The sequence below is a fragment of the Streptomyces sp. NPDC006332 genome (genome assembly GCF_040612855.1).
GTDB lineage: Bacteria > Actinomycetota > Actinomycetes > Streptomycetales > Streptomycetaceae > Streptomyces.
Window position 1 is genome coordinate 1 of record NZ_JBEXRA010000098.1, and the last position, 18,008, is coordinate 18,008.

Consider the following 18,008-nt stretch of genomic DNA (forward strand, 5'->3'; position numbering starts at 1 on the left):
AACAACTACGCCCCGGAGGCCCAGAATTACAAAAGAGCACGGACACCCCCGACCCGGCCCCGCCCCCCCACCGACCCGCAGGCGCTACACCCCCCCCCAAACGCCCGCAGGCCGCCGCAGGCACCGCACCGACACCGCGCCGCGTCAGGTCGTCGTACGCCGCCGCCGAGCCCCCGGCCGCCGCTCACTGGGCCGAGTCACCGGATCCCCCGCCTCCACCGCCGCGGCCCGCCGCCGCTGCCCGAAGTCGGCAAGCGCCTCGGCCAGTCTGTGCACCGACGGCTCGGGAGCCATCACGTCCACCCGGAGACCATGTTCCTCGGCCGTCTTCGCCGTAGCAGGCCCGATACACGCGATCACGGTCACGTTGTGCGGCTTCCCGGCGATACCCACCAGGTTCCGCACCGTGCTCGACGACGTGAACAGAACGGCGTCGAACCCACCGCCCTTGATCGCCTCCCGAGTCTCCGCAGGCGGAGGCGAGGCCCGCACGGTCCGGTAGGCCGTGACGTCGTCGACCTCCCACCCGAGCTCGATGAGGCCCGCCACCAGCGTCTCGGTGGCGATGTCGGCACGCGGCAGGAACACCCGGTCGATCGGGTCGAACACCGGGTCGTACGGAGGCCAGTCTTCCAGCAACCCCGCCGCCGACTGCTCCCCACTCGGCACCAGATCCGGCTTCACCCCGAACGCGACCAGCGCCTTCGCGGTCTGCTCCCCCACCGCGGCGACCTTGATCCCCGCGAAGGCGCGCGCGTCGAGCCCGTACTCCTCGAACTTCTCCCGCACCGCCTTGACCGCGTTCACGGAGGTGAAGGCGATCCACTCGTAGCGGCCCGTCACAAGCCCCTTGACCGCCCGTTCCATCTGCTGCGGCGTCCGCGGCGGCTCGACAGCGATCGTCGGCACCTCGTGCGGCACGGCCCCGTAGGACCGCAACTGGTCGGAGAGCGACGCCGACTGCTCCTTCGTACGCGGTACGAGAACCCGCCACCCGAACAGCGGCTTGGACTCGAACCACGAGAGCTGCTCACGCCGAGCCGGGGCGGACCGCTCACCGACCACGGCTATCACCGGCCGGCCGCCCTCCGGGGAGGGCAGCACCTTGGCCTGCTTCAGCGTCTGGGCGATGGTCCCCAGGGTCGCCGTCCAGGTCCGCTGACGGGTGGTCGTACCGGCGACCGTGACCGTCAACGGGGTGTCGGGCTTGCGCCCGGCGGACACCAGTTCACCGGCGGCCACCGCGACGGAGTCGAGGGTCGTCGACACGACAACCGTCCCGTCCGACGCCCCCACCTCCGTCCAGCACCGGTCGGAGGCCGTCCGCGCGTCCACGAACCGGACGTCGGCACCCTCGGCGTCCCGCAGGGGCACACCGGCGTAGGCGGGGACGCCCACGGCCGCCGCGACACCCGGCACGACCTCGAAGGGAACCCCCGCGGCGGCGCAGGCCAGCATCTCCTCGGCGGCGTACGTGTCGAGCCCGGGGTCCCCGGTCACCGCACGGACGACCCGCCTGCCGCCCCGCGCGGCCTCCATGACAAGATGTGCGGCATCCCGCACGGCGGGGTTGCCAGCGGTCGTTGACGCACCGTCAACGACCGTCAGTTGAGGCGCGCCTGTGCCCGGATGCGGACCCGCGAAGGGGTCCGAGTCCGTGTTCACGACGGCGACACCGGACCTGGCATGCGTGCGTACGACGTCGAGCACTTCGTGCTCGGCGACGAGGACGTCCGCGTTCGCCAGCGCCTCGACGGCGCGCAGAGTCAGTAGTCCCGGATCTCCGGGTCCGGCACCGAGGAAGGTGACGTGCCCGTGTTCAGGACCGGCGGGAAGAGTGGTGGGGCTCACTGTGCTTGCTCCCCCATCAGACCGGCCGCGCCCTGGGCAAGCATCTCGGCAGCGAGTTCGCGACCGAGCGCCATTGCCTGGTCGTACGTCTCGGGCACGGGACCGGTGGTGGACAGCTGCACCATCCGCGAGCCGTCGGTCGTACCGACGACGCCGCGCAGGCGCATTTCTTTGACAATCTGCCCGTCGGCCAGCAGGTCGGCCAGCGCACCCACAGGGGCGCTGCAGCCGGCCTCCAGGGCGGCGAGCAGTGACCGTTCGGCGGTCACGGCGACCCGTGTGAACGGGTCGTCGAGCTCACCGAGCGCTGCGATCAGGACCGCGTTGTCCGCGGCACACTCGATCGCGAGTGCTCCCTGGCCGGGAGCGGGCAAAACCGTGTCGACCGACAGGAAGTCGGTCACTTCGTCGATCCGGCCGATCCGGCTCAGTCCGGCGGCGGCCAGGACGACGGCGTCCAGCTCACCGCCCTGGACGTACCCGATGCGGGTGTCGACGTTGCCGCGGATCGGGACCGTCTCGATGTCCAGTCCGTGGCCGCGGGCGTACGCGTTCAGCTGGGCCATCCGGCGCGGTGAGCCGGTACCGATCCGGGCCCCGCGCGGCAGGTCCGTGAGCTTCAGGGCGTCCCGGGCGACGATGACGTCCCGGGGGTCCTCGCGCGCCGGGACGGCGACCAGAGAGAGCTGGTCGGGCTGCCCGGTGGGGAGGTCCTTCAGCGAATGAACCGCCACGTCGATCTCGTCCTTGAGCAGTGCCTCGCGCAACGCGGTCACGAAGACACCGGTGCCGCCGATCTGCGCGAGCTGCTCGCGCGAGGTGTCACCGTACGTGGTGATCTCGACGAGCTCGACGGGCCGTCCGGTCACCTGGCTCACGGCTTTCGCCACCTGTCCGGACTGGGCCATGGCGAGCCTGCTGCGCCTGGTCCCGAGCCTCAATGCCTTGCTACTCATGCCGGCCCTCGGTTCTTGGCGTTGTTCTCGGTGCTGTCCTCGGCGCGGGAGACGGAGGCCACCGTCTCGGGGTCGAGATCGAACAGGGTGCGCAGCGCGTCCGCGTACCCGGCGCCGCCGGGCTCGGCCGCGAGCTGCTTGACCCGCACGGTCGGCGCGTGCAGCAGCTTGTCGACCACGCGCTTGACGGTCTGCGTGATCTCGCCGCGCTGCTTGTCGTCGAGCCCGGGCAGCCGGCCGTCGAGCCGGGCTATCTCACCGGCGACCACGTCGGCGGCCATGGTGCGCAGGGCGACCACGGTCGGCGTGATGTGGGCGGCCCGCAGCGCCGCCCCGAAGGCCGTGACCTCGTCGGCGACGATACGGCGGACCTGGTCGACGTCGGCCGCCATGGGAGCGTCGGCGGAGGCCTCGGCCAGCGACTCGATGTCGACCAGCCGCACCCCGGTCAGCCGGTGCACGGCCGCGTCGATGTCGCGCGGCATGGCGAGGTCGAGCAGGAAGAGCGTGGGCTCGGGGCGCGGGATCTCGGCGACCGGTTCGGGCTTGCGTCGCTCGGGCACCCGCCCGATGACGGCCGCGGTGGCGGCGAGCGCGGCGATGGTTTCCGTCTCCTCGGCCGGGTCGAGCGTGGTGACGAGGCCGGCGGGAGGGGCGCTCTGATGACGCGAGGTGCCGTTGTCCACCCAGGCGGCGTGCTGTTCCAGATCGGAGGCGGCCATCCCGGCCACGGCGGCCTCGCCGAGCACGGAGAACCCGGCGGTCGCCGGTACGGCGGGCAGGTCGAGCGGACAGCCCTCCTCGGTGCCGAGGCTGGTGGGCGGCAGGTGGGCCGAAGCACTCGTAGAGCCCGAGTCCGACTGGCCCGCACCCGGCTGACCCGCGCCAGACTGACCCGCACCCGGCTGACCCGCACCGGACTGCTGCCCCACGCCGACCCCGTCGCCACCCTCGGAGCCACGCCCCCGCACCGCGTCCGCGATCGCCTCGGCGGAGAGCACCAGCCCCGTCGCCCCGGTGCAGGAGACGGCGACATCAGCACGTGTCAGCTCGACCGGCACCGATTCCATCGGGACCGCGCGGGCCAGCACGTCCGTGTCGTCGCCCTCGGCCAGTATCTGTGCGAGACGCTCGGCGCGGTCGGGGGTGCGGTTGGCGACGACGATCTCGGCGACCCCGGCCCGGGCGAGCGTGGCCGCCGCCAGCGAGGACATCGAGCCGGCCCCGATGACCAGCGCCCGCTTGCCGCGGGCCCAGGTCTCGATCGCCGTACCGGTCGCCAGCTGTTCCAGTCCGAAGGTGACCAGGGACTGTCCGGCGCGGTCGATGCCGGTCTCGGAGTGGGCGCGCTTGCCGACCCGCAGGGCCTGCTGGAACAGGTCGTTCAGGAGTCGCCCGGTGGTGTGCAGGTCCTGGGCTTTCGCCAGGGCGGTCTTTATCTGACCGAGGATCTGCCCCTCGCCGACGACCATCGAGTCGAGCCCGCAGGCCACCGAGAAGAGGTGGTGGACGGCCCGGTCCTCGTAGTGCACATAGAGATAGGGAGTGAGCTCCTCCAGGCCGACCCCGCTGTGCTGGGCGAGCAGCGTGGACAGCTCGGCGACACCGGCGTGGAACTTGTCCACGTCGGCGTACAGCTCGATGCGGTTGCAGGTGGCGAGCACCGCGGCCTCGGCGGCCGGTTCGGCGGCGACCGTGTCCTGGAGCAGCTTGATCTGGGCGTCCGCGTTCAACGCGGCCCGTTCCAGCACGCTGACCGGGGCGCTGCGGTGGCTCAGCCCGACGACGAGGAGACTCATGCCGGCATCACGGCGGGGACGTCCCCGTCTGGTCCCTTGTCTGCGGAGCGCTTGCGCGCGGCCGCGGTCGGGATCGCGCCGTCCGCGGCGGCGGCCTCCTCACCGGCCTTGCGCTGCTCGTGGAAGGCGAGGATCTGCAGCTCGATGGAGAGGTCGACCTTGCGCACGTCGACGCCGTCCGGCACGGACAGCACGGTCGGCGCGAAGTTCAGGATGGAGGTGACCCCGGCGGCCACGAGTCGTTCGCAGACCTGCTGGGCGGCGCCGGCGGGCGTGGCGATCACGCCGATCGACACGCCGTTGTCGTCGATGATCTTCTCGAGTTCGTCGGTGTGCTGGACGGGGATCCCGGCCACCGGCTTTCCGGCCATCGCGGGGTCGGCGTCGATGAGCGCGGCGACCCGGAATCCACGGGAGGCGAACCCGCCGTAGTTGGCCAGGGCGGCGCCGAGGTTGCCGATGCCGACGATCACTACCGGCCAGTCCTGGGTCAGCCCCAGCTCACGGGAGATCTGGTAGACGAGATACTCGACGTCGTAGCCGACACCACGGGTGCCGTACGAACCCAGGTACGAGAAGTCCTTGCGCAGCTTCGCGGAGTTGACTCCGGCGGCGGCCGCGAGCTCCTCGGAGGAGACCGTGGGCACCGAGCGCTCCGAGAGGCCGGTCAGCGCGCGGAGATACAGCGGAAGCCGGGCGACGGTGGCCTCGGGAATCCCTCGGCTGCGGGTCGCCGGTCGGTGAGTTCGGCCAGTTGCCACGGTGCTCCTGCGGGTAGAGCGGGGCTGCAGGCGGTCACACGTCCCCAGACCGCCCCGTCGACAGCAGGCTATGTCTTTGTGAACGCGTGCACAAAGATGGTGTCCGTTTTGCCCGGTCAACGTGACCGGGGTCACGCGCCCCCGGCGCACTGACGTGGAACCGGCGCACACGCACCGCCGTTCCTTCTCTCCTGGGGGCAAAACCGCCCACTCTCCTCTACGATCCCCGCCCCCGAGACCTGTTCGTCGTCGATCCTAAGCCAATGCTTTGCGAAGGCGTCCCTCGTTCACACGCCAGAAAGTGTGCTGTTCGCCGTCGACGAGGACGACCGGAATCTGCTCCCAGTACTGGTCATGCAGCTGGGCGTCCTCGGTGATGTCCTTCTGCTCCCAGGAAACGCCGAGCTCGTCACACACCTTCTCCACTATCACCTGTGCGTCGTCACACAAATGGCACCCAGGCTTCCGGATAAGTGTCACAAGCCGGTCCTGCGGGGCGGGTCCGCTACGGCGGAAGAGTGGAGTCATGTCGTCCATTCTCCCGCTTGTTTAACGGCGCGGTCGCGGAGAGTTCACAGCCTCCAAACCCCACGACTCCGGAACCACCGAACAGAATGGCTATGCTCACGCCATGGCCGCTCTCGGATGGCTCACCCCCCGTAGGCGCTCCGCCACGGCACGCAGCGTGCTGGCAGGCGAGGCCTCGGCGGAGGCAGCGCGCAAGTCCACCCAGGACGTCTCCGGCGAGGAGCCGGAGTTCCCGGTGCACGGCGACGCACACGCCGCCGCCTTCTTCGACCTGGACAACACGGTGATGCAGGGTGCCGCGCTGTTCCACTTCGGGCGGGGCCTGTACAAGCGGAAGTTCTTCGAGACCCGCGACCTGGCGAAGTTCGCCTGGCAGCAGGCGTGGTTCCGGTTGGCCGGCGTCGAGGACCCGGAGCACATGCAGGAGGCCCGGGACTCCGCGCTGTCCATCGTCAAGGGCCACCGCGTCGCCGAGCTGCAGTCGATCGGCGAGGAGATCTACGACGAGTACATGGCCGAGCGCATCTGGCCGGGCACCCGGGCCCTCGCGCAGGCGCACCTCGACGCGGGCCAAAGGGTGTGGCTGGTCACAGCGGCGCCGGTGGAGATCGCCCAGGTGATCGCCCGCCGCCTGGGCCTGACGGGCGCGCTGGGCACGGTCGCCGAGTCGGTCGACGGCGTCTACACGGGCAAGCTGGTCGGCGAGCCCCTGCACGGCCCCGCCAAGGCGGAGGCGGTCCGCGCCCTGGCCACGGCGGAGGGGCTGAACCTCTCCCGCTGCGCGGCCTACAGCGACTCGCACAACGACATCCCGATGCTGTCCCTGGTCGGCCACCCCTACGCGATCAACCCGGACAGCAAGCTGCGCAAGCACGCCCGTCAACTGGAGTGGCGCCTGCGCGACTACCGCACGGGCCGCAAGGCGGCGAAGGTCGGAATCCCGGCGGCGGCCGGTGTGGGCGCGGTGGCGGGCGGTACGGCGGCGGCGATCGCCCTGCACAAGCGCCGTCGCTGACGGCGATCGCCCTGCACAAGCACCGTCGCTGACGACCGAGTCCCAGCTCGGTCCCCCCGCACCCGGCTGTCCAGTCACGTTGGCTGCACACGGCCACAACACGCCCCGGACCGGGACCTAATACGGGCCATTTCGATCAGCAATCGATCACGGCCCGGCACTCGATCGGGCGTCAATCGGTTACAGAAGCGACGTAATCGATGATTTTAGCAACTGCGTGTAACAGGGCCTGCACTAAGCGTTATTCTCCTCAGACGCAATCCGGATCCCCTTCCGTCGCTACGACGGGTGAACGGTTCCGCACTGCACGTGTTGGAAGCTCTGCCTCTGGGAGTCCCGTGTACCCACACGTCGGGGTTGACGCCTCGGGCCTGGCTACGCTGCGCGCAACGGTCCAAGACCTGTTGCGCGGCTTCGTCCCCACCGCGTACGCCGCCCCCGCCCTCGCCGTTGCCACTGCCCCCGTCGGCCCGTGCTACGCACTCGCCGACGGGAGCGCCGCCGTCGGCAGACGAGGGCGTTCGTCCGGCGCCGCCCCCGTCCGCCGTCCCGCCGCGGACAGTGACAGCGCCCGCATGATGGACCTGGTGGAACGCGCCCAGGCCGGCGAGTCCGACGCCTTCGGCCGCCTCTACGACCAGTACAGCGACACCGTGTACCGGTACATCTACTACCGCGTGGGAGGCAAAGCCACCGCCGAGGACCTCACCAGCGAGACCTTCCTGCGCGCCCTGCGCCGCATCGGCACCTTCACCTGGCAGGGCCGCGACTTCGGCGCCTGGCTGGTGACGATCGCCCGCAACCTGGTCGCCGACCACTTCAAGTCGAGCCGCTTCCGGCTCGAGGTGACCACCGGAGAGATGCTCGACGCCAACGAGGTCGAACGCTCCCCCGAGGACTCCGTCCTGGAGTCCCTCTCCAACGCCGCGCTCCTCGACGCCGTACGGCGGCTCAATCCACAGCAGCAGGAGTGCGTGACCCTTCGGTTCCTGCAGGGGCTGTCCGTCGCCGAGACCGCCCGTGTGATGGGCAAGAACGAGGGGGCCATCAAGACCCTCCAGTACCGGGCCGTCCGCACCCTCGCCCGGCTCCTCCCGGACGACGCGCACTGACCGCGCACGCTCGGTGACCCTCAACTCGCAGCGGGTGAAAGTCCGTTGGCTCCCCGATCCGATCATCCGCCGTCCGTAACCCAAGTGCCGCGCCACTCGTTGTGCGGGATGCAGGCTCCCTGTGGTCACTCCCTGGCCGACTTCGATCACCCGATCGTGTGCTTGTGGTCAGGGCGTGCGACCCTCAGGACCCCCTGGGGAGCCGATCGTCATGACGAGAGGAGGTGCCGCCTGTGATCGCGAACGTTTCGGCGCACCGGCGGGCGAACGCCTTCGCCCAGGCCCTGGAGGAGCAGTCCGACCGGGGCACGGCGGCCGAGCAGTCCGAAGGACCCCCGCCGTCCCCGGCTGCTGCGGAACAGACCGAGCAGGGCCGTCTGGCGGCCCTCGCAGCGTGTCTCGGCGAGCTGCCCAAGCCACAGATGGATCCCGAGGTCAAAGTCGTCCAACGGGCCCAGCTCGTGGCAGCCATGGAGGCCATGCTCCTGGAGGGCACGGCAGCGGGCGGCGGGGCGACGGACACGTCGGTTCCCGAGCAGCGTTCCGCTCGGGCGCGGGGCTCCCACCGGGCGAGTCCGCTGGGGAAGTTCCGACCGCGTTCCCGCCTGGCCAAGGGCCTTGCCGCGGGCGGGCTCAGCGTCGGAGTCGCCGCGGGCGCCTTCGGCGGCATCGCAGCCGCCAGCTCGGACGCCCTGCCCGGTGATTCGCTGTACGGCCTGAAACGGGGCATCGAGGACTTCAAGCTCAACCACCTGTCCGAGGGCGACGACGAACGTGGCGTGGCCTACCTCGACCAGGCTTCCACCCGCCTGAGCGAGGCCCGCCGGTTGATGGAGCGCGATCGTGGCGGCCATCTCGACCACGAGTCCCTCGGCGAGATCCGCCGCGCCCTGTCCGGCATGCAGCACGACGCGTCCGAGGGCCACCGCCTGCTGACGGCGGCCTACCAACGCGACCCGGACTCCCTGGGCCCCATCCAGGCCCTCGACGCCTTCTCCCGCTCGCACCGTGATGCCTGGGGCGCGCTCCGCGACAGGCTTCCCGTGCAGCTCGGTGACGTGAGTCAGCAGGTGTCGTCGGTCTTCGACGCCATAGACGACGAGGTCGCCCCGCTGCAGTCCCTCCTCCCCCGTCCCCCGGCCGGGGGCCACGGTGACGACGGACGACGGCAGGGCTCCGGAACGGCGTCCTCCGACGCCTCGTCCGGTTCCGCCCGCTCCTCTACGCCCCGTACCGGCGGCGGCAGCTCCTCCGACGACAGCGGCTCATCCACCGGCACCGGCAGCCACACCCCCAGCAGGTCGGCCGGCTCCACCGGCGAGGAGGAAGGCCTGCTCGGCGGCAACACCGGCGGTCTCCTGGACCCCTCCAAGGACACCGGCAGCATCACCCCGTCCACCACCGTCCCGCCCACCACCGAACCGGACGTCACCCTCCCGCCCCTGCTCCCCGGCCTTCTCCCCGGACTGGGCATCGACGGCGAAGAGGACCAGTAGTTCGGCAGGCCCGGGCCCCTGGTCGTCCCTGCGGTCCCTACGGCGATGGGGGCGCCCCTCTCAGGAGGGCGCCCCCATCGCCGTACGCGCGCTGAAGGCGCCTGTGCGGAACCGCCGTCAGAAGAACACCGACCGCCGCTGCACCAGCAGTTTGTACAACGTGTGCTGGATCTGCTCCCTGACCTGGTCGGTCAGGTTGAACATCAGCATCGGGTCCTCGGCGGCCTCCGGCGGATAGCCGTCCGTGCGGATCGGCTCACCGAACTGGATCGTCCACTTGGTCGGCAGCGGGATCGCGCCCAGCGGACCGAGCCAGGGAAAGGTCGGCGTGAGCGGGAAGTACGGGAAGCCCAGGACGCGGGCCAGCGTCTTGGCGTTACCGATCATCGGGTAGATCTCCTCGGCCCCGACGATGGAGCAGGGGATGATCGGCGCGCCCTGCCGCAGCGCCGTGGAGACGAAACCGCCGCGGCCGAACCGCTGAAGCTTGTAGCGCTCGCTGAAGGGCTTGCCGATGCCCTTGAAGCCCTCCGGCATCACCCCGACCAGCTCGCCCTGGGCCAGCAGCCGTTCCGCGTCCTCCGCGCAGGCCAGCGTGTGACCGAGCTTGCGGGCCAGCTCGTTTACCACCGGCAGCATGAAGACCAGGTCCGCCGCCAGCAGCCGAAGATGACGGTCATCGGGGTGGTGGTCGTGAACGGCGACCTGCATCATCAGGCCGTCCAGCGGGATCGTCCCCGAGTGGTTGGCGACGATCAGGGCACCGCCCTTCGCCGGGATGTTCTCGACGCCCTTCACCTCGACCCTGAAGTACTTCTCGTACACCGGCCGCAACAGGGACATCAGAACCTGGTCGGTCAACTCCTCGTCGTAGCCGAAGTCGTCGACCTCGTAGTCACCGGTGAGGCGGCGGCGCAGAAAGGCGAGGCCGCCCGCGACACGCGCTTCCAGGCCGTCGGGTCCGCTGTCGTCGTGCGCCTGCTCAGGCGGCTGTTCCTCACCGGTCACAGGAACATCATCCTGCGCGGGCGCCCTGCTCGGCAGGGGCTGGACCTCGCGGACCAGCGGAGATTCCGTGTGGTTGCGCCGACTGCCCGCACTCCGGCGCCGCGGCGGCCGCTGCGCGGCACTCCCGCGGGACCGGTCGTCGTCGAACGGGATGACCTTGGCGTCCGCCATCGTTGATGCGCTCCTCAGTTGGCGCTCTGCGTCGGGGGGTGGCCGCCGCCCACGAAGGGCAGGGCGGCGATCCGGTCGACAGTCCCGGCCACGGTCTCGGGCGGCAGGAGTCCGGGGCCGCGGCTGCGCGCGAACTCCGCGAAGGTCTCCGCCGTCGTGTACTTCGGCTGGAACCCCAGCGTCTCCCGCATCTGGACCGTCGACACGACGCGGCCATGGGTCAGCAGCCGGATCTGCTCGGGCGAGAAGTCCGTCATACCCAGCGTACGCACCAGCGAGCCCGCCCAGGTGACGGCAGGCAGCAGCAGGGGCACGGTGGGCCGGCCGAGCCGCCGCGCACACTGCGACAGCAACAGCACACCATCTCCGGCGATGTTGAAAGTGCCGCTGTTGAGCGTGCCCCGCGCCGGCTCGTGCGAGGAGATCCGCAGCACCTCGATCACGTCGTCCTCGTGCACGAACTGCAGTCGCGGGTCGTAGCCCAGCACGGTCGGCAGAGCCGGCAGCGAGAAGTACGAGGCGAGCGGGGTGTCCGCGGTCGGACCGAGGATGTTGGCGAACCGCAGCACGCACACCGCGACGTCGGGCCGCCGCCGGGCGAACCCGCGCACATATCCCTCGACCTCGACGGTGTCCTTCGCGAACCCGCCACTGGGCAGCGACTTGGCCGAGGTGGTCTCGGTGAACACGGCCGGGTCCCGGGGCGCGGACCCGTAGACGTTCGTACTGGACTTCACCACGAGCCGCTGGACCGTCGGGGACTTCTGACAGGCACCGAGCAGCTGCATGGTGCCGATGACGTTGGTCTCCTTGACCGAGGTCCGGCTGCCGCTGCCGAGCGCGGTCGCGGTCACGTCCAGGTGGACGACCGTGTCGGCGGCCGTCTCCGCGAGCACCCGCGCGATGGTGGGCTGCCGCAGATCGGCCTGGATGAAGTCGGCGCCGCCCAGATGGTGCTCGGGCGGAACCGCGTCCACGGCGATGACCCGGTCCACCTGCGGGTCACGCTGGATCCGTCGTACGAACCGGCCCCCCAGTTGACGGGCCACCCCGGTCACCAGCACGACATTGCCCAAGATCAGCGCCTTCCTTCCAACCCTCGTACTCCGCCGAGTCCCCGTGTACGGCCAACTTAGCGGGTCGGTGTTGCGCTGTGATGACCGCCCGATGCACCAAGTGACGGCTCACACAGACATACGGCCGGACAACTCCGGCTCACGGTGTCCGGATACGCGTGTGGCCCCCCACCGGTGTGGTGGGGGGCCACAGACACGCTTCTTACGCGGCGTCGCTTACTTCTTGTTGCGACGCTGAACGCGCGTGCGCTTGAGCAGCTTGCGGTGCTTCTTCTTGGCCATCCGCTTGCGCCGCTTCTTGATAACAGAGCCCACGACTACCCTCGCTCACTTCTCATCACTCGGTGCTGGGCGCCATGGGCCCATACGACCTACGAGGGGTTAGCCTACCCGCCCGAGCGCTGAGGTCGTAATCGAGGTGCCGGGGAGGCCCTGACCTGCCCTGAGGCGTCCCCGGCCCGTCGTCGTCAGGCGGTTTCCACCCCCACATAGCTCTCACGGAGGTACTCGTGAACCGCTTGCTCGGGGACGCGGAAGGACCGCCCCACCCGGATAGCGGGCAGATGACCGCTGTGCACCAGCCGGTACACGGTCATCTTCGACACTCGCATCACCGAGGCGACTTCCGCCACGGTAAGGAACTGAACCTCGTTCAGAGGCCTCTCGCCAGCTGCAGCCATGACACACCTGAACCTTCCGCACTCGACGGCCACCGGCTTCCCCTTCCGGTGACTCTTCGTCGTTGCGTGCTCACTCCCCAATGTAGGGGCGGGTGATGCAAGTGGGGAAGAGGTGCACCCATCGGCGGCCTACTGTGACAGACACGCGCGATTGAGTACGTAGCGGGTGAGCGGCAGGTAGTGAACGGCCCGCACGGCGTCATCAAGTGGAACGACGACGGACACCACCCCCTCGGCCTCCCCCACGAACAGCGCGGGGTCGTCGGTATCCGCCAGCCCAATGGCCTCAAACCCCAGCTGACCTGCTCCGCAGACCCACCCGTGGTCCCCGATGACGAGCTCGGGCAGAGGCCCGCCGGCATCGGCGGCCGCCGCCAGCGCGGTGCGAACCGGGAGCGGTGAATGCGTGTGCGCGCCGGCCCGGCGACCGGAGTTCGACGCGTCGGGTTCCCGTACCAGCGCGACCCCTCGTACGTAGTCAAGGTCGTACGTACGTAGACCGAACTGGGTCGTTATGTCGACAGAGTGACCCTGCGCTGGGGTGAGGACGGCACATCCAGCCGCCGACAGCGCGTCCGCCAAGGCGGCGTAGAAGCCGAGCAGCCGATGCGGGTGCCCGGTGCCGAACAGCACGGGCCCGCCCCGTTCGGCCGCCGCCGCGAGCCGCTCCGCGAAGGCGTCCAGAGCTTTCAGCGTCCGCTCCGGATCAATCACGTCATGACCAGATGTATGCCCCGGATCGGCCGAAACTCCACACTTGTCCGCCATCAACTCGATCAATTCTCGCTCACCCCAAGGCCATTCGGGATCAATCCCGATCAGAACCCGAGGATCACGAGCGGCGAACAGCCGATAACTCCGAAGACTCTCCTCCCGCGAGGTAGCCACGCTCCCAGCCAACCGAGCAGCCAGAAGATGAGCCCGCATCGCCCCAGTGCTCAACACCCCAGTGATGCTGTCGCACCAACCCCACTCTCACGACACGAACGAGAAAACACACCACAGTCGGCGTAACCCCGAAAACCCAAGCCCCGCCCGGCGAACAGAGCGAGCTCCACGCGACGGCCCACCCGCGAGTACCCGAGCCCCCAGGAACAAGTCCCGCCGAGGACTGCCGTCGAGCCGAGGGTTGAGCCACTGGGGCTCACGGAGTCCAGTCAGCGCCTGGGTCAGAGGGGGATCATGCGCCGGGGGCGGTTCCCCGGCGAGGTCCAGGTCCAGCCGCGCTGGGGTCAAGGGGTGCGGCCCCACTGGGGGCCAGGTCCAGCCCCGCTGGGGCCCGGGTGAGGAGCCGCACTGGGTCCGGGTGCGGAGCCTTCACCGAGAGCCGGAGTCCGGGGGCGCAGCCCCGGCGGGGTCTGGGGCGCAGCCCCGGGCGGGGTCCGGGGGCGCAGCCCCGGGCAGGGTCCAGGGGCGCAGCCCCGGGCAGGGTCCGGGGGCGCAGCCCCGGGCAGGGTCCAGGGGCGCAGCCCCCGGGATGGGTCCAGGGGCGCAGCCCCCGGGATGGGACGGGTAAGGGCGGCGGGGGCGAAACCCGCGCGCACCTAAGCCAAGAGCCCCCGCAACGGAAACACCGCCCGCCGCGCAGCGACCACCGCCTGGTCCACCCGGTCCGCGGGGTCGTACCCCTCCTCCCACCCCGCCCAGGACACCGGCCACCGCCCGTCAGTCATCCGCCCCGGTCCCAACTGCCGGGTCCGGGCAAACACCTCCTGCCGCCACGACTCCGGAATCACCGTCTCCGGCGACACCGGCCGCCCCGCCGCGATCCCCACCAGGTGCGTCCAGGACCGTGGCACGACGTCCACCACCGCGTAACCGCCGCCACCCAGCGCCACCCAGCGCCCATCGGCGTACTCGTGCGCCAGGTCATGACAGGCAACCTGCACAGCCCGCTGCGCGTCGAGCGACACAGCCAGGTGCGCCAACGGATCCTCGAAGTGCGTATCGGCCCCGTGCTGAGTCACCAGCACCTGAGGCCGAAAGTCCGCGATCACCTCAGGCACCACGGCGTGGAACGCCCGCAGCCACCCCGCGTCCCCGGTCCCCGCCGGCAACGCGACATTCACCGCCGATCCCTCCGCACACTCCGCCCCGGTCTCCTCCGGCCACCCGGTCTGCGGGAACAACGTACGCGGATGCTCATGCAGCGAGACCGTCAGAACCCGCGGGTCCTCCCAGAACGCCGCCTGCACCCCGTCCCCGTGATGCACGTCGACATCCACATAGGCCACCCGCTCGGCCCCGAGCTCCAGCAGACGTGCGATAGCCAGCGCCGCGTCGTTGTAGATGCAGAACCCCGAAGCGCCCCCGGGCATCGCATGATGCAACCCGCCGGCGAAGTTCACCGCGTGCAGCGCGTCCCCCCGCCACACGGCCTCCGCGGCCCCCACCGACTGCCCGGCGATCAGCGCGGACACCTCGTGCATCCCGGCGAACGCGGGATCGTCCAGAGTCCCCAGCCCGTACGCCCCGTCGGCAGCCCGGGGCGTCGCCGAAGCCGCCTTCACGGCTTCGACGTAGTCCTCCCGGTGCACCAGCCGCAGCGTCGACTCCCCGGCCGGCTTGGCAGCCACGACCTCCATCTCCCGGTCAAGCCCGAAGGCCTGAAGGAGCCTCCAGGTCAGGGCGAGCCGAACCGGATCCATCGGATGGTCCGGACCGAAGTCATATCCCGTTACTGCCTCGTCCCACATCAGCTGTCCGCGGCCGCTCATGCCCGCCACCGTATCGGTCCGGTCGAGCGGCGAACGAGCGGGCGTACACGAGCGTCACCAGCACCAACACCATCGGCACGAGCATGGCCCCGCGGTAGCTCCAGGTGTCCCCCAGCGCCCCCACGAGCGGCGAACCGATCAAGAAACCCACGTAGTTGAAGACATTGAGCCGAGCGACAGCCGCATCGGACGCCCCCGGAAACAGCCGCCCGGCCGCCGCGAACGTCTGCGGCACCAGGACACACAACCCGAGCCCCAACAACGTGAACCCGAGCATCCCCACCCACGGCCCCGGCGCCACCGCGACCACGGCGAACCCGACGGCCGCCACCATCGCCCCCACCCGTACGACCGCGACCGCCCCGAACCGCCGCACCCCGAGGTCCCCGATGGCCCGCCCCAGCAGCGTGGTCACCATGTACACGTTGTACGGCACGGTCGCCAGCTGCTCACTGCTGCCCAGCACGTCCTGCAGATACTTCGCGCTCCAGTTGGAGACGGTCGAGTCCCCGATGTACGCGAAACACATCACCAGACACAGCGGCAGGAGCATCTTGAAGGCGAGGGCCCCGCCCTCGCTCTTCTCCCCCGACACATCGCCGTCCCCGCCCCCGTCGACGTACCACCGGCTCCCCACCAGGGCAGTCGGCAACAGCACAAGCACCACCGGCAGGTACGACACCCACAACGCCAGATGCCAGTGCGCCCCCACCCACGCCAGCGAGGCTCCCAGAATCCCGCCCAGGCTGAACACGGCGTGGAAACTCAGCATGATGCTGCGCCCGTACGCCCGCTGCAGGCTCACCCCGAGCATGTTCATCGACGCGTCCAGCGCACCCACGGCGAGTCCGAAGGCGGCCAGCGAAGCACCCAGCTCGACCGTCGTGTCCCCCGCCCCTACCCCGAGCAGCGCCAGGAGCACGACGGGCTGGGCCCAGCGCAGCACCCGGCTGGGCGGTATGCGCTTCACCAACTGCTCGGTGCTCACGCTCCCGACCCCCGCGAGGATCGGCACGGCCGCCAGGAACGCGGGCAACAGGGCGTCGGACACCCCGTACCGGTCCTGGATGGCCGGGATCCTCGTCACCAACAGAGCAAAGGCCGCGCCCTGTGCGAAGAAGCTGAACGCCAACGAGGCCCTGCCGCGCCGCAGCACATCTGTCATGGCGGCGAGCGTAGGGCCCCGGCGTACTCGTGGGTAGATCCAGCCAAAGATGAGTTTCCCTCAGCTTTGATTCGTCCAGCCTTGTTTCGTCACCGGGCGACGGCGACACCAGCAGTCACGGGGACGGCGTCCGAGCACTCCTGGCCCCCGCACTTCAACTCCCGCTCGAGCATGGCCGCCATCGGCCCGGCGCCCAGGGCCCCGCCGACGAGGAAGCCGACAACCATGGCGACGATCATGATGACGGTCCCGAGCCAGACCATGGTGTCCACCGGCAACGTGTACGCACCCACGACCCGCACCACACACTCCGCGAGCAGCACCACACCCCACACCACGGAGAAGACCCGCTCGAAGCGACGGAAGGCGGCGGACTCACCCTGCAACCGAGCCCAGGCGGCCTCCCGCCGCTCGTCCCCCTTCACCAGTAACGGCTTCATACCGGCCGTCATCACCGGCTTCCCCAGCGCCACGGACACCAGGATCCCGATCCCCACCACGCTGCTGACCCCGCTGTCCTTGGCGAGCATCAGCCGTGGATCCCCGGCGACGAATCCCAGCAGCAGTCCGGCGACGTTCACGAACAGAATGAGCGCGGCGAGCCCGTTGACCGTCCGTTCCTTCAGGGCGCTCCATCCGGTCCGCGCGGCCGGCAGCACACTGCTCCAGCCGAGCGCGGCCAGGGTGCTCATCCCGAACCCGTCCTTGAACAGGTAGTACGACCCGACCGGCACCGCCACGTCCATGACGAGCGGAACAAACGCGTTCCGCTTGGTCTTCTTGTCCGTCTTCGTGTCCGTATTCGCCATCGTCCTCGTCTGCGTCATGCTCCCAGCTTCCCGGGCAGCCGCCGACGCGAGTAGAAACGATCGTCCGGACCTCGGCATGACAAATGTCAGACCAGCAGGTCAAGCAACTCCCCCATGTCCGAGAAGAGTTGAGTGGCCTCCTGAAGCCGCTCGGCCGGCGTCATGGCGGTGAACCCGTACACGTCCATACCGGCCGCGACAGCCGCCTCCACACCCAGCGGACTGTCCTCCACCACGGCACACCGCGCGGGCTCGACTCCCATCCGCTCGGCCGCGTGGAGGAACAGATCCGGAGCCGGCTTCCCCCGCCCCACATCCTGCGAGCTGAAGATCCGCCCGCCATCGAACCACCGGTCCAGTCCGGTCTTGCGATGCCCCACCCGAATCCGCTCATGGCTCCCGGAGGACGCCACACAGTACGGCGTCCCGTCCGCGGCCAATTTCTCGAGAACCCCGACTGCCCCCGCCACCGGCTCCAACTCCCGCTCGAACGCGGCGAACACCCGCCCGTGGAAGACATCGTCGAAGTCCTCCGGCAACGGCCGCCCGCTCCGCGCCTCCACCAGTTCGTGTATGCGGTGCATGGCGGAGCCCATGTAGTCGCGGATGGATTCCTCGTACGAGGTCGTATGCCCGAGCTCGGTCAGATAGCCGGCCAGGAGCTTGTTGGAGATGGACTCGCTGTCGACGAGGACACCATCATTGTCGAAGATGACGAGGTCATAGCGCATGCCCAAGACCCTAGAGGACCGAGTCAAGACGCTCCCCTTAAACGCAGAAAACCCCCGTGCCCATGGCACGGGGGTTTTCCCAATAATTGTTCGGCGGCGTCCTACTCTCCCACAGGGTCCCCCCTGCAGTACC

17 protein-coding genes are annotated in these 18,008 nt (G+C 69.9%); 3 read left to right on the top strand and 14 right to left on the bottom strand.

The features are described 5' to 3' along the window. Positions 1 to 144: 144 nt before the first annotated feature. From ABZ027_RS41620 to ABZ027_RS41640, 5 genes are all read right to left on the bottom strand, one after another. Positions 145 to 1,851: a bifunctional uroporphyrinogen-III C-methyltransferase/uroporphyrinogen-III synthase gene (locus ABZ027_RS41620; protein WP_356778037.1), complete on the bottom strand. Its 1,707-nt coding sequence runs from the start codon at positions 1,849 to 1,851 to the stop codon at positions 145 to 147. Continuing rightward, complete coding sequence (gene hemC, locus ABZ027_RS41625) at positions 1,848 to 2,807, bottom strand: hydroxymethylbilane synthase (protein ID WP_356778039.1); 960 nt, start codon at positions 2,805 to 2,807, stop codon at positions 1,848 to 1,850. Before hemC ends, ABZ027_RS41620 begins: the two co-directional genes overlap by 4 nt. Beyond that, on the bottom strand, positions 2,804 to 4,606 hold the full coding sequence (locus tag ABZ027_RS41630) for a glutamyl-tRNA reductase (protein ID WP_356778041.1): 1,803 nt from the start codon (positions 4,604 to 4,606) through the stop codon (positions 2,804 to 2,806). Before ABZ027_RS41630 ends, hemC begins: the two co-directional genes overlap by 4 nt. Further along, entirely contained in the window at positions 4,603 to 5,367 is a 765-nt protein-coding gene (locus ABZ027_RS41635; protein WP_356778043.1) for a redox-sensing transcriptional repressor Rex, read from the bottom strand. Before ABZ027_RS41635 ends, ABZ027_RS41630 begins: the two co-directional genes overlap by 4 nt. A 255-nt stretch (positions 5,368 to 5,622) precedes the next feature. Beyond that, positions 5,623 to 5,895 carry a glutaredoxin family protein gene (locus ABZ027_RS41640; protein WP_356778045.1) on the bottom strand — a complete coding sequence of 91 codons (273 nt, stop codon included), beginning with the start codon at positions 5,893 to 5,895 and terminating at the stop codon, positions 5,623 to 5,625. Positions 5,896 to 5,998: 103 nt separating this feature from the next. Between ABZ027_RS41640 and ABZ027_RS41645 the strand changes: the two genes are divergently transcribed. From ABZ027_RS41645 to ABZ027_RS41655, 3 genes are all read left to right on the top strand, one after another. Then, entirely contained in the window at positions 5,999 to 6,910 is a 912-nt protein-coding gene (locus tag ABZ027_RS41645) for an HAD-IB family hydrolase (RefSeq protein WP_356778047.1), read from the top strand. 338 nt (positions 6,911 to 7,248) lie between these two features. Continuing rightward, positions 7,249 to 8,022, top strand: a complete 774-nt coding sequence (locus ABZ027_RS41650; protein WP_356778049.1) for an ECF subfamily RNA polymerase sigma factor, BldN family — start codon at positions 7,249 to 7,251, stop codon at positions 8,020 to 8,022. A 233-nt stretch (positions 8,023 to 8,255) separates the two neighbouring features. After that, positions 8,256 to 9,518: a DUF5667 domain-containing protein gene (locus ABZ027_RS41655; protein WP_356778051.1), complete on the top strand. Its 1,263-nt coding sequence runs from the start codon at positions 8,256 to 8,258 to the stop codon at positions 9,516 to 9,518. Positions 9,519 to 9,635: 117 nt separating this feature from the next. Here the strand turns inward: ABZ027_RS41655 and ABZ027_RS41660 are convergent, their stop codons facing one another. From ABZ027_RS41660 to ABZ027_RS41700, 9 genes are all read right to left on the bottom strand, one after another. Next, positions 9,636 to 10,697, bottom strand: a complete 1,062-nt coding sequence (locus tag ABZ027_RS41660) for a lysophospholipid acyltransferase family protein (protein ID WP_356778053.1) — start codon at positions 10,695 to 10,697, stop codon at positions 9,636 to 9,638. 14 nt (positions 10,698 to 10,711) lie between these two features. Then, positions 10,712 to 11,773, bottom strand: coding sequence for an NAD-dependent epimerase/dehydratase family protein (locus tag ABZ027_RS41665; RefSeq protein WP_356778055.1), 1,062 nt, complete (start codon positions 11,771 to 11,773; stop codon positions 10,712 to 10,714). Between the two features lie 216 nt (positions 11,774 to 11,989). Further along, on the bottom strand, positions 11,990 to 12,088 hold the full coding sequence (locus ABZ027_RS41670; protein WP_003948845.1) for an AURKAIP1/COX24 domain-containing protein: 99 nt from the start codon (positions 12,086 to 12,088) through the stop codon (positions 11,990 to 11,992). Positions 12,089 to 12,240: 152 nt separating this feature from the next. Beyond that, positions 12,241 to 12,453, bottom strand: a complete 213-nt coding sequence (locus tag ABZ027_RS41675; protein ID WP_004984898.1) for a helix-turn-helix domain-containing protein — start codon at positions 12,451 to 12,453, stop codon at positions 12,241 to 12,243. A gap of 129 nt (positions 12,454 to 12,582) precedes the next feature. Beyond that, positions 12,583 to 13,398, bottom strand: a complete 816-nt coding sequence (locus tag ABZ027_RS41680; RefSeq protein ID WP_356778057.1) for a phosphatase — start codon at positions 13,396 to 13,398, stop codon at positions 12,583 to 12,585. 599 nt (positions 13,399 to 13,997) lie between these two features. Continuing rightward, on the bottom strand, positions 13,998 to 15,170 hold the full coding sequence (locus ABZ027_RS41685; protein ID WP_356778059.1) for an acetoin utilization protein AcuC: 1,173 nt from the start codon (positions 15,168 to 15,170) through the stop codon (positions 13,998 to 14,000). Further along, positions 15,121 to 16,335: an MFS transporter gene (locus ABZ027_RS41690; RefSeq protein ID WP_356778061.1), complete on the bottom strand. Its 1,215-nt coding sequence runs from the start codon at positions 16,333 to 16,335 to the stop codon at positions 15,121 to 15,123. Before ABZ027_RS41690 ends, ABZ027_RS41685 begins: the two co-directional genes overlap by 50 nt. Positions 16,336 to 16,424: 89 nt before the next feature. Further along, complete coding sequence (locus ABZ027_RS41695) at positions 16,425 to 17,144, bottom strand: VC0807 family protein (RefSeq protein WP_356778065.1); 720 nt, start codon at positions 17,142 to 17,144, stop codon at positions 16,425 to 16,427. A gap of 86 nt (positions 17,145 to 17,230) precedes the next feature. Beyond that, positions 17,231 to 17,875 carry an HAD family hydrolase gene (locus ABZ027_RS41700; RefSeq protein WP_356778063.1) on the bottom strand — a complete coding sequence of 215 codons (645 nt, stop codon included), beginning with the start codon at positions 17,873 to 17,875 and terminating at the stop codon, positions 17,231 to 17,233. Between the last annotated feature and the right edge of the window lie 133 nt (positions 17,876 to 18,008).

Coding starts and splice junctions, on each gene's coding strand:
- hemC (WP_356778039.1), bottom strand. CDS start 2,807: ATGAGTAGCAAGGCATTGAGGCTCGGGACCAGGCGCAGCAGGCTCGCC.
- ABZ027_RS41630 (WP_356778041.1), bottom strand. CDS start 4,606: ATGAGTCTCCTCGTCGTCGGGCTGAGCCACCGCAGCGCCCCGGTCAGC.
- ABZ027_RS41640 (WP_356778045.1), bottom strand. CDS start 5,895: ATGACTCCACTCTTCCGCCGTAGCGGACCCGCCCCGCAGGACCGGCTT.
- ABZ027_RS41645 (WP_356778047.1), top strand. CDS start 5,999: ATGGCCGCTCTCGGATGGCTCACCCCCCGTAGGCGCTCCGCCACGGCA.
- ABZ027_RS41660 (WP_356778053.1), bottom strand. CDS start 10,697: ATGGCGGACGCCAAGGTCATCCCGTTCGACGACGACCGGTCCCGCGGG.
- ABZ027_RS41675 (WP_004984898.1), bottom strand. CDS start 12,453: ATGGCTGCAGCTGGCGAGAGGCCTCTGAACGAGGTTCAGTTCCTTACC.
- ABZ027_RS41685 (WP_356778059.1), bottom strand. CDS start 15,170: ATGAGCGGCCGCGGACAGCTGATGTGGGACGAGGCAGTAACGGGATAT.
- ABZ027_RS41690 (WP_356778061.1), bottom strand. CDS start 16,335: ATGACAGATGTGCTGCGGCGCGGCAGGGCCTCGTTGGCGTTCAGCTTC.
- ABZ027_RS41695 (WP_356778065.1), bottom strand. CDS start 17,144: ATGGCGAATACGGACACGAAGACGGACAAGAAGACCAAGCGGAACGCG.
- ABZ027_RS41700 (WP_356778063.1), bottom strand. CDS start 17,875: ATGCGCTATGACCTCGTCATCTTCGACAATGATGGTGTCCTCGTCGAC.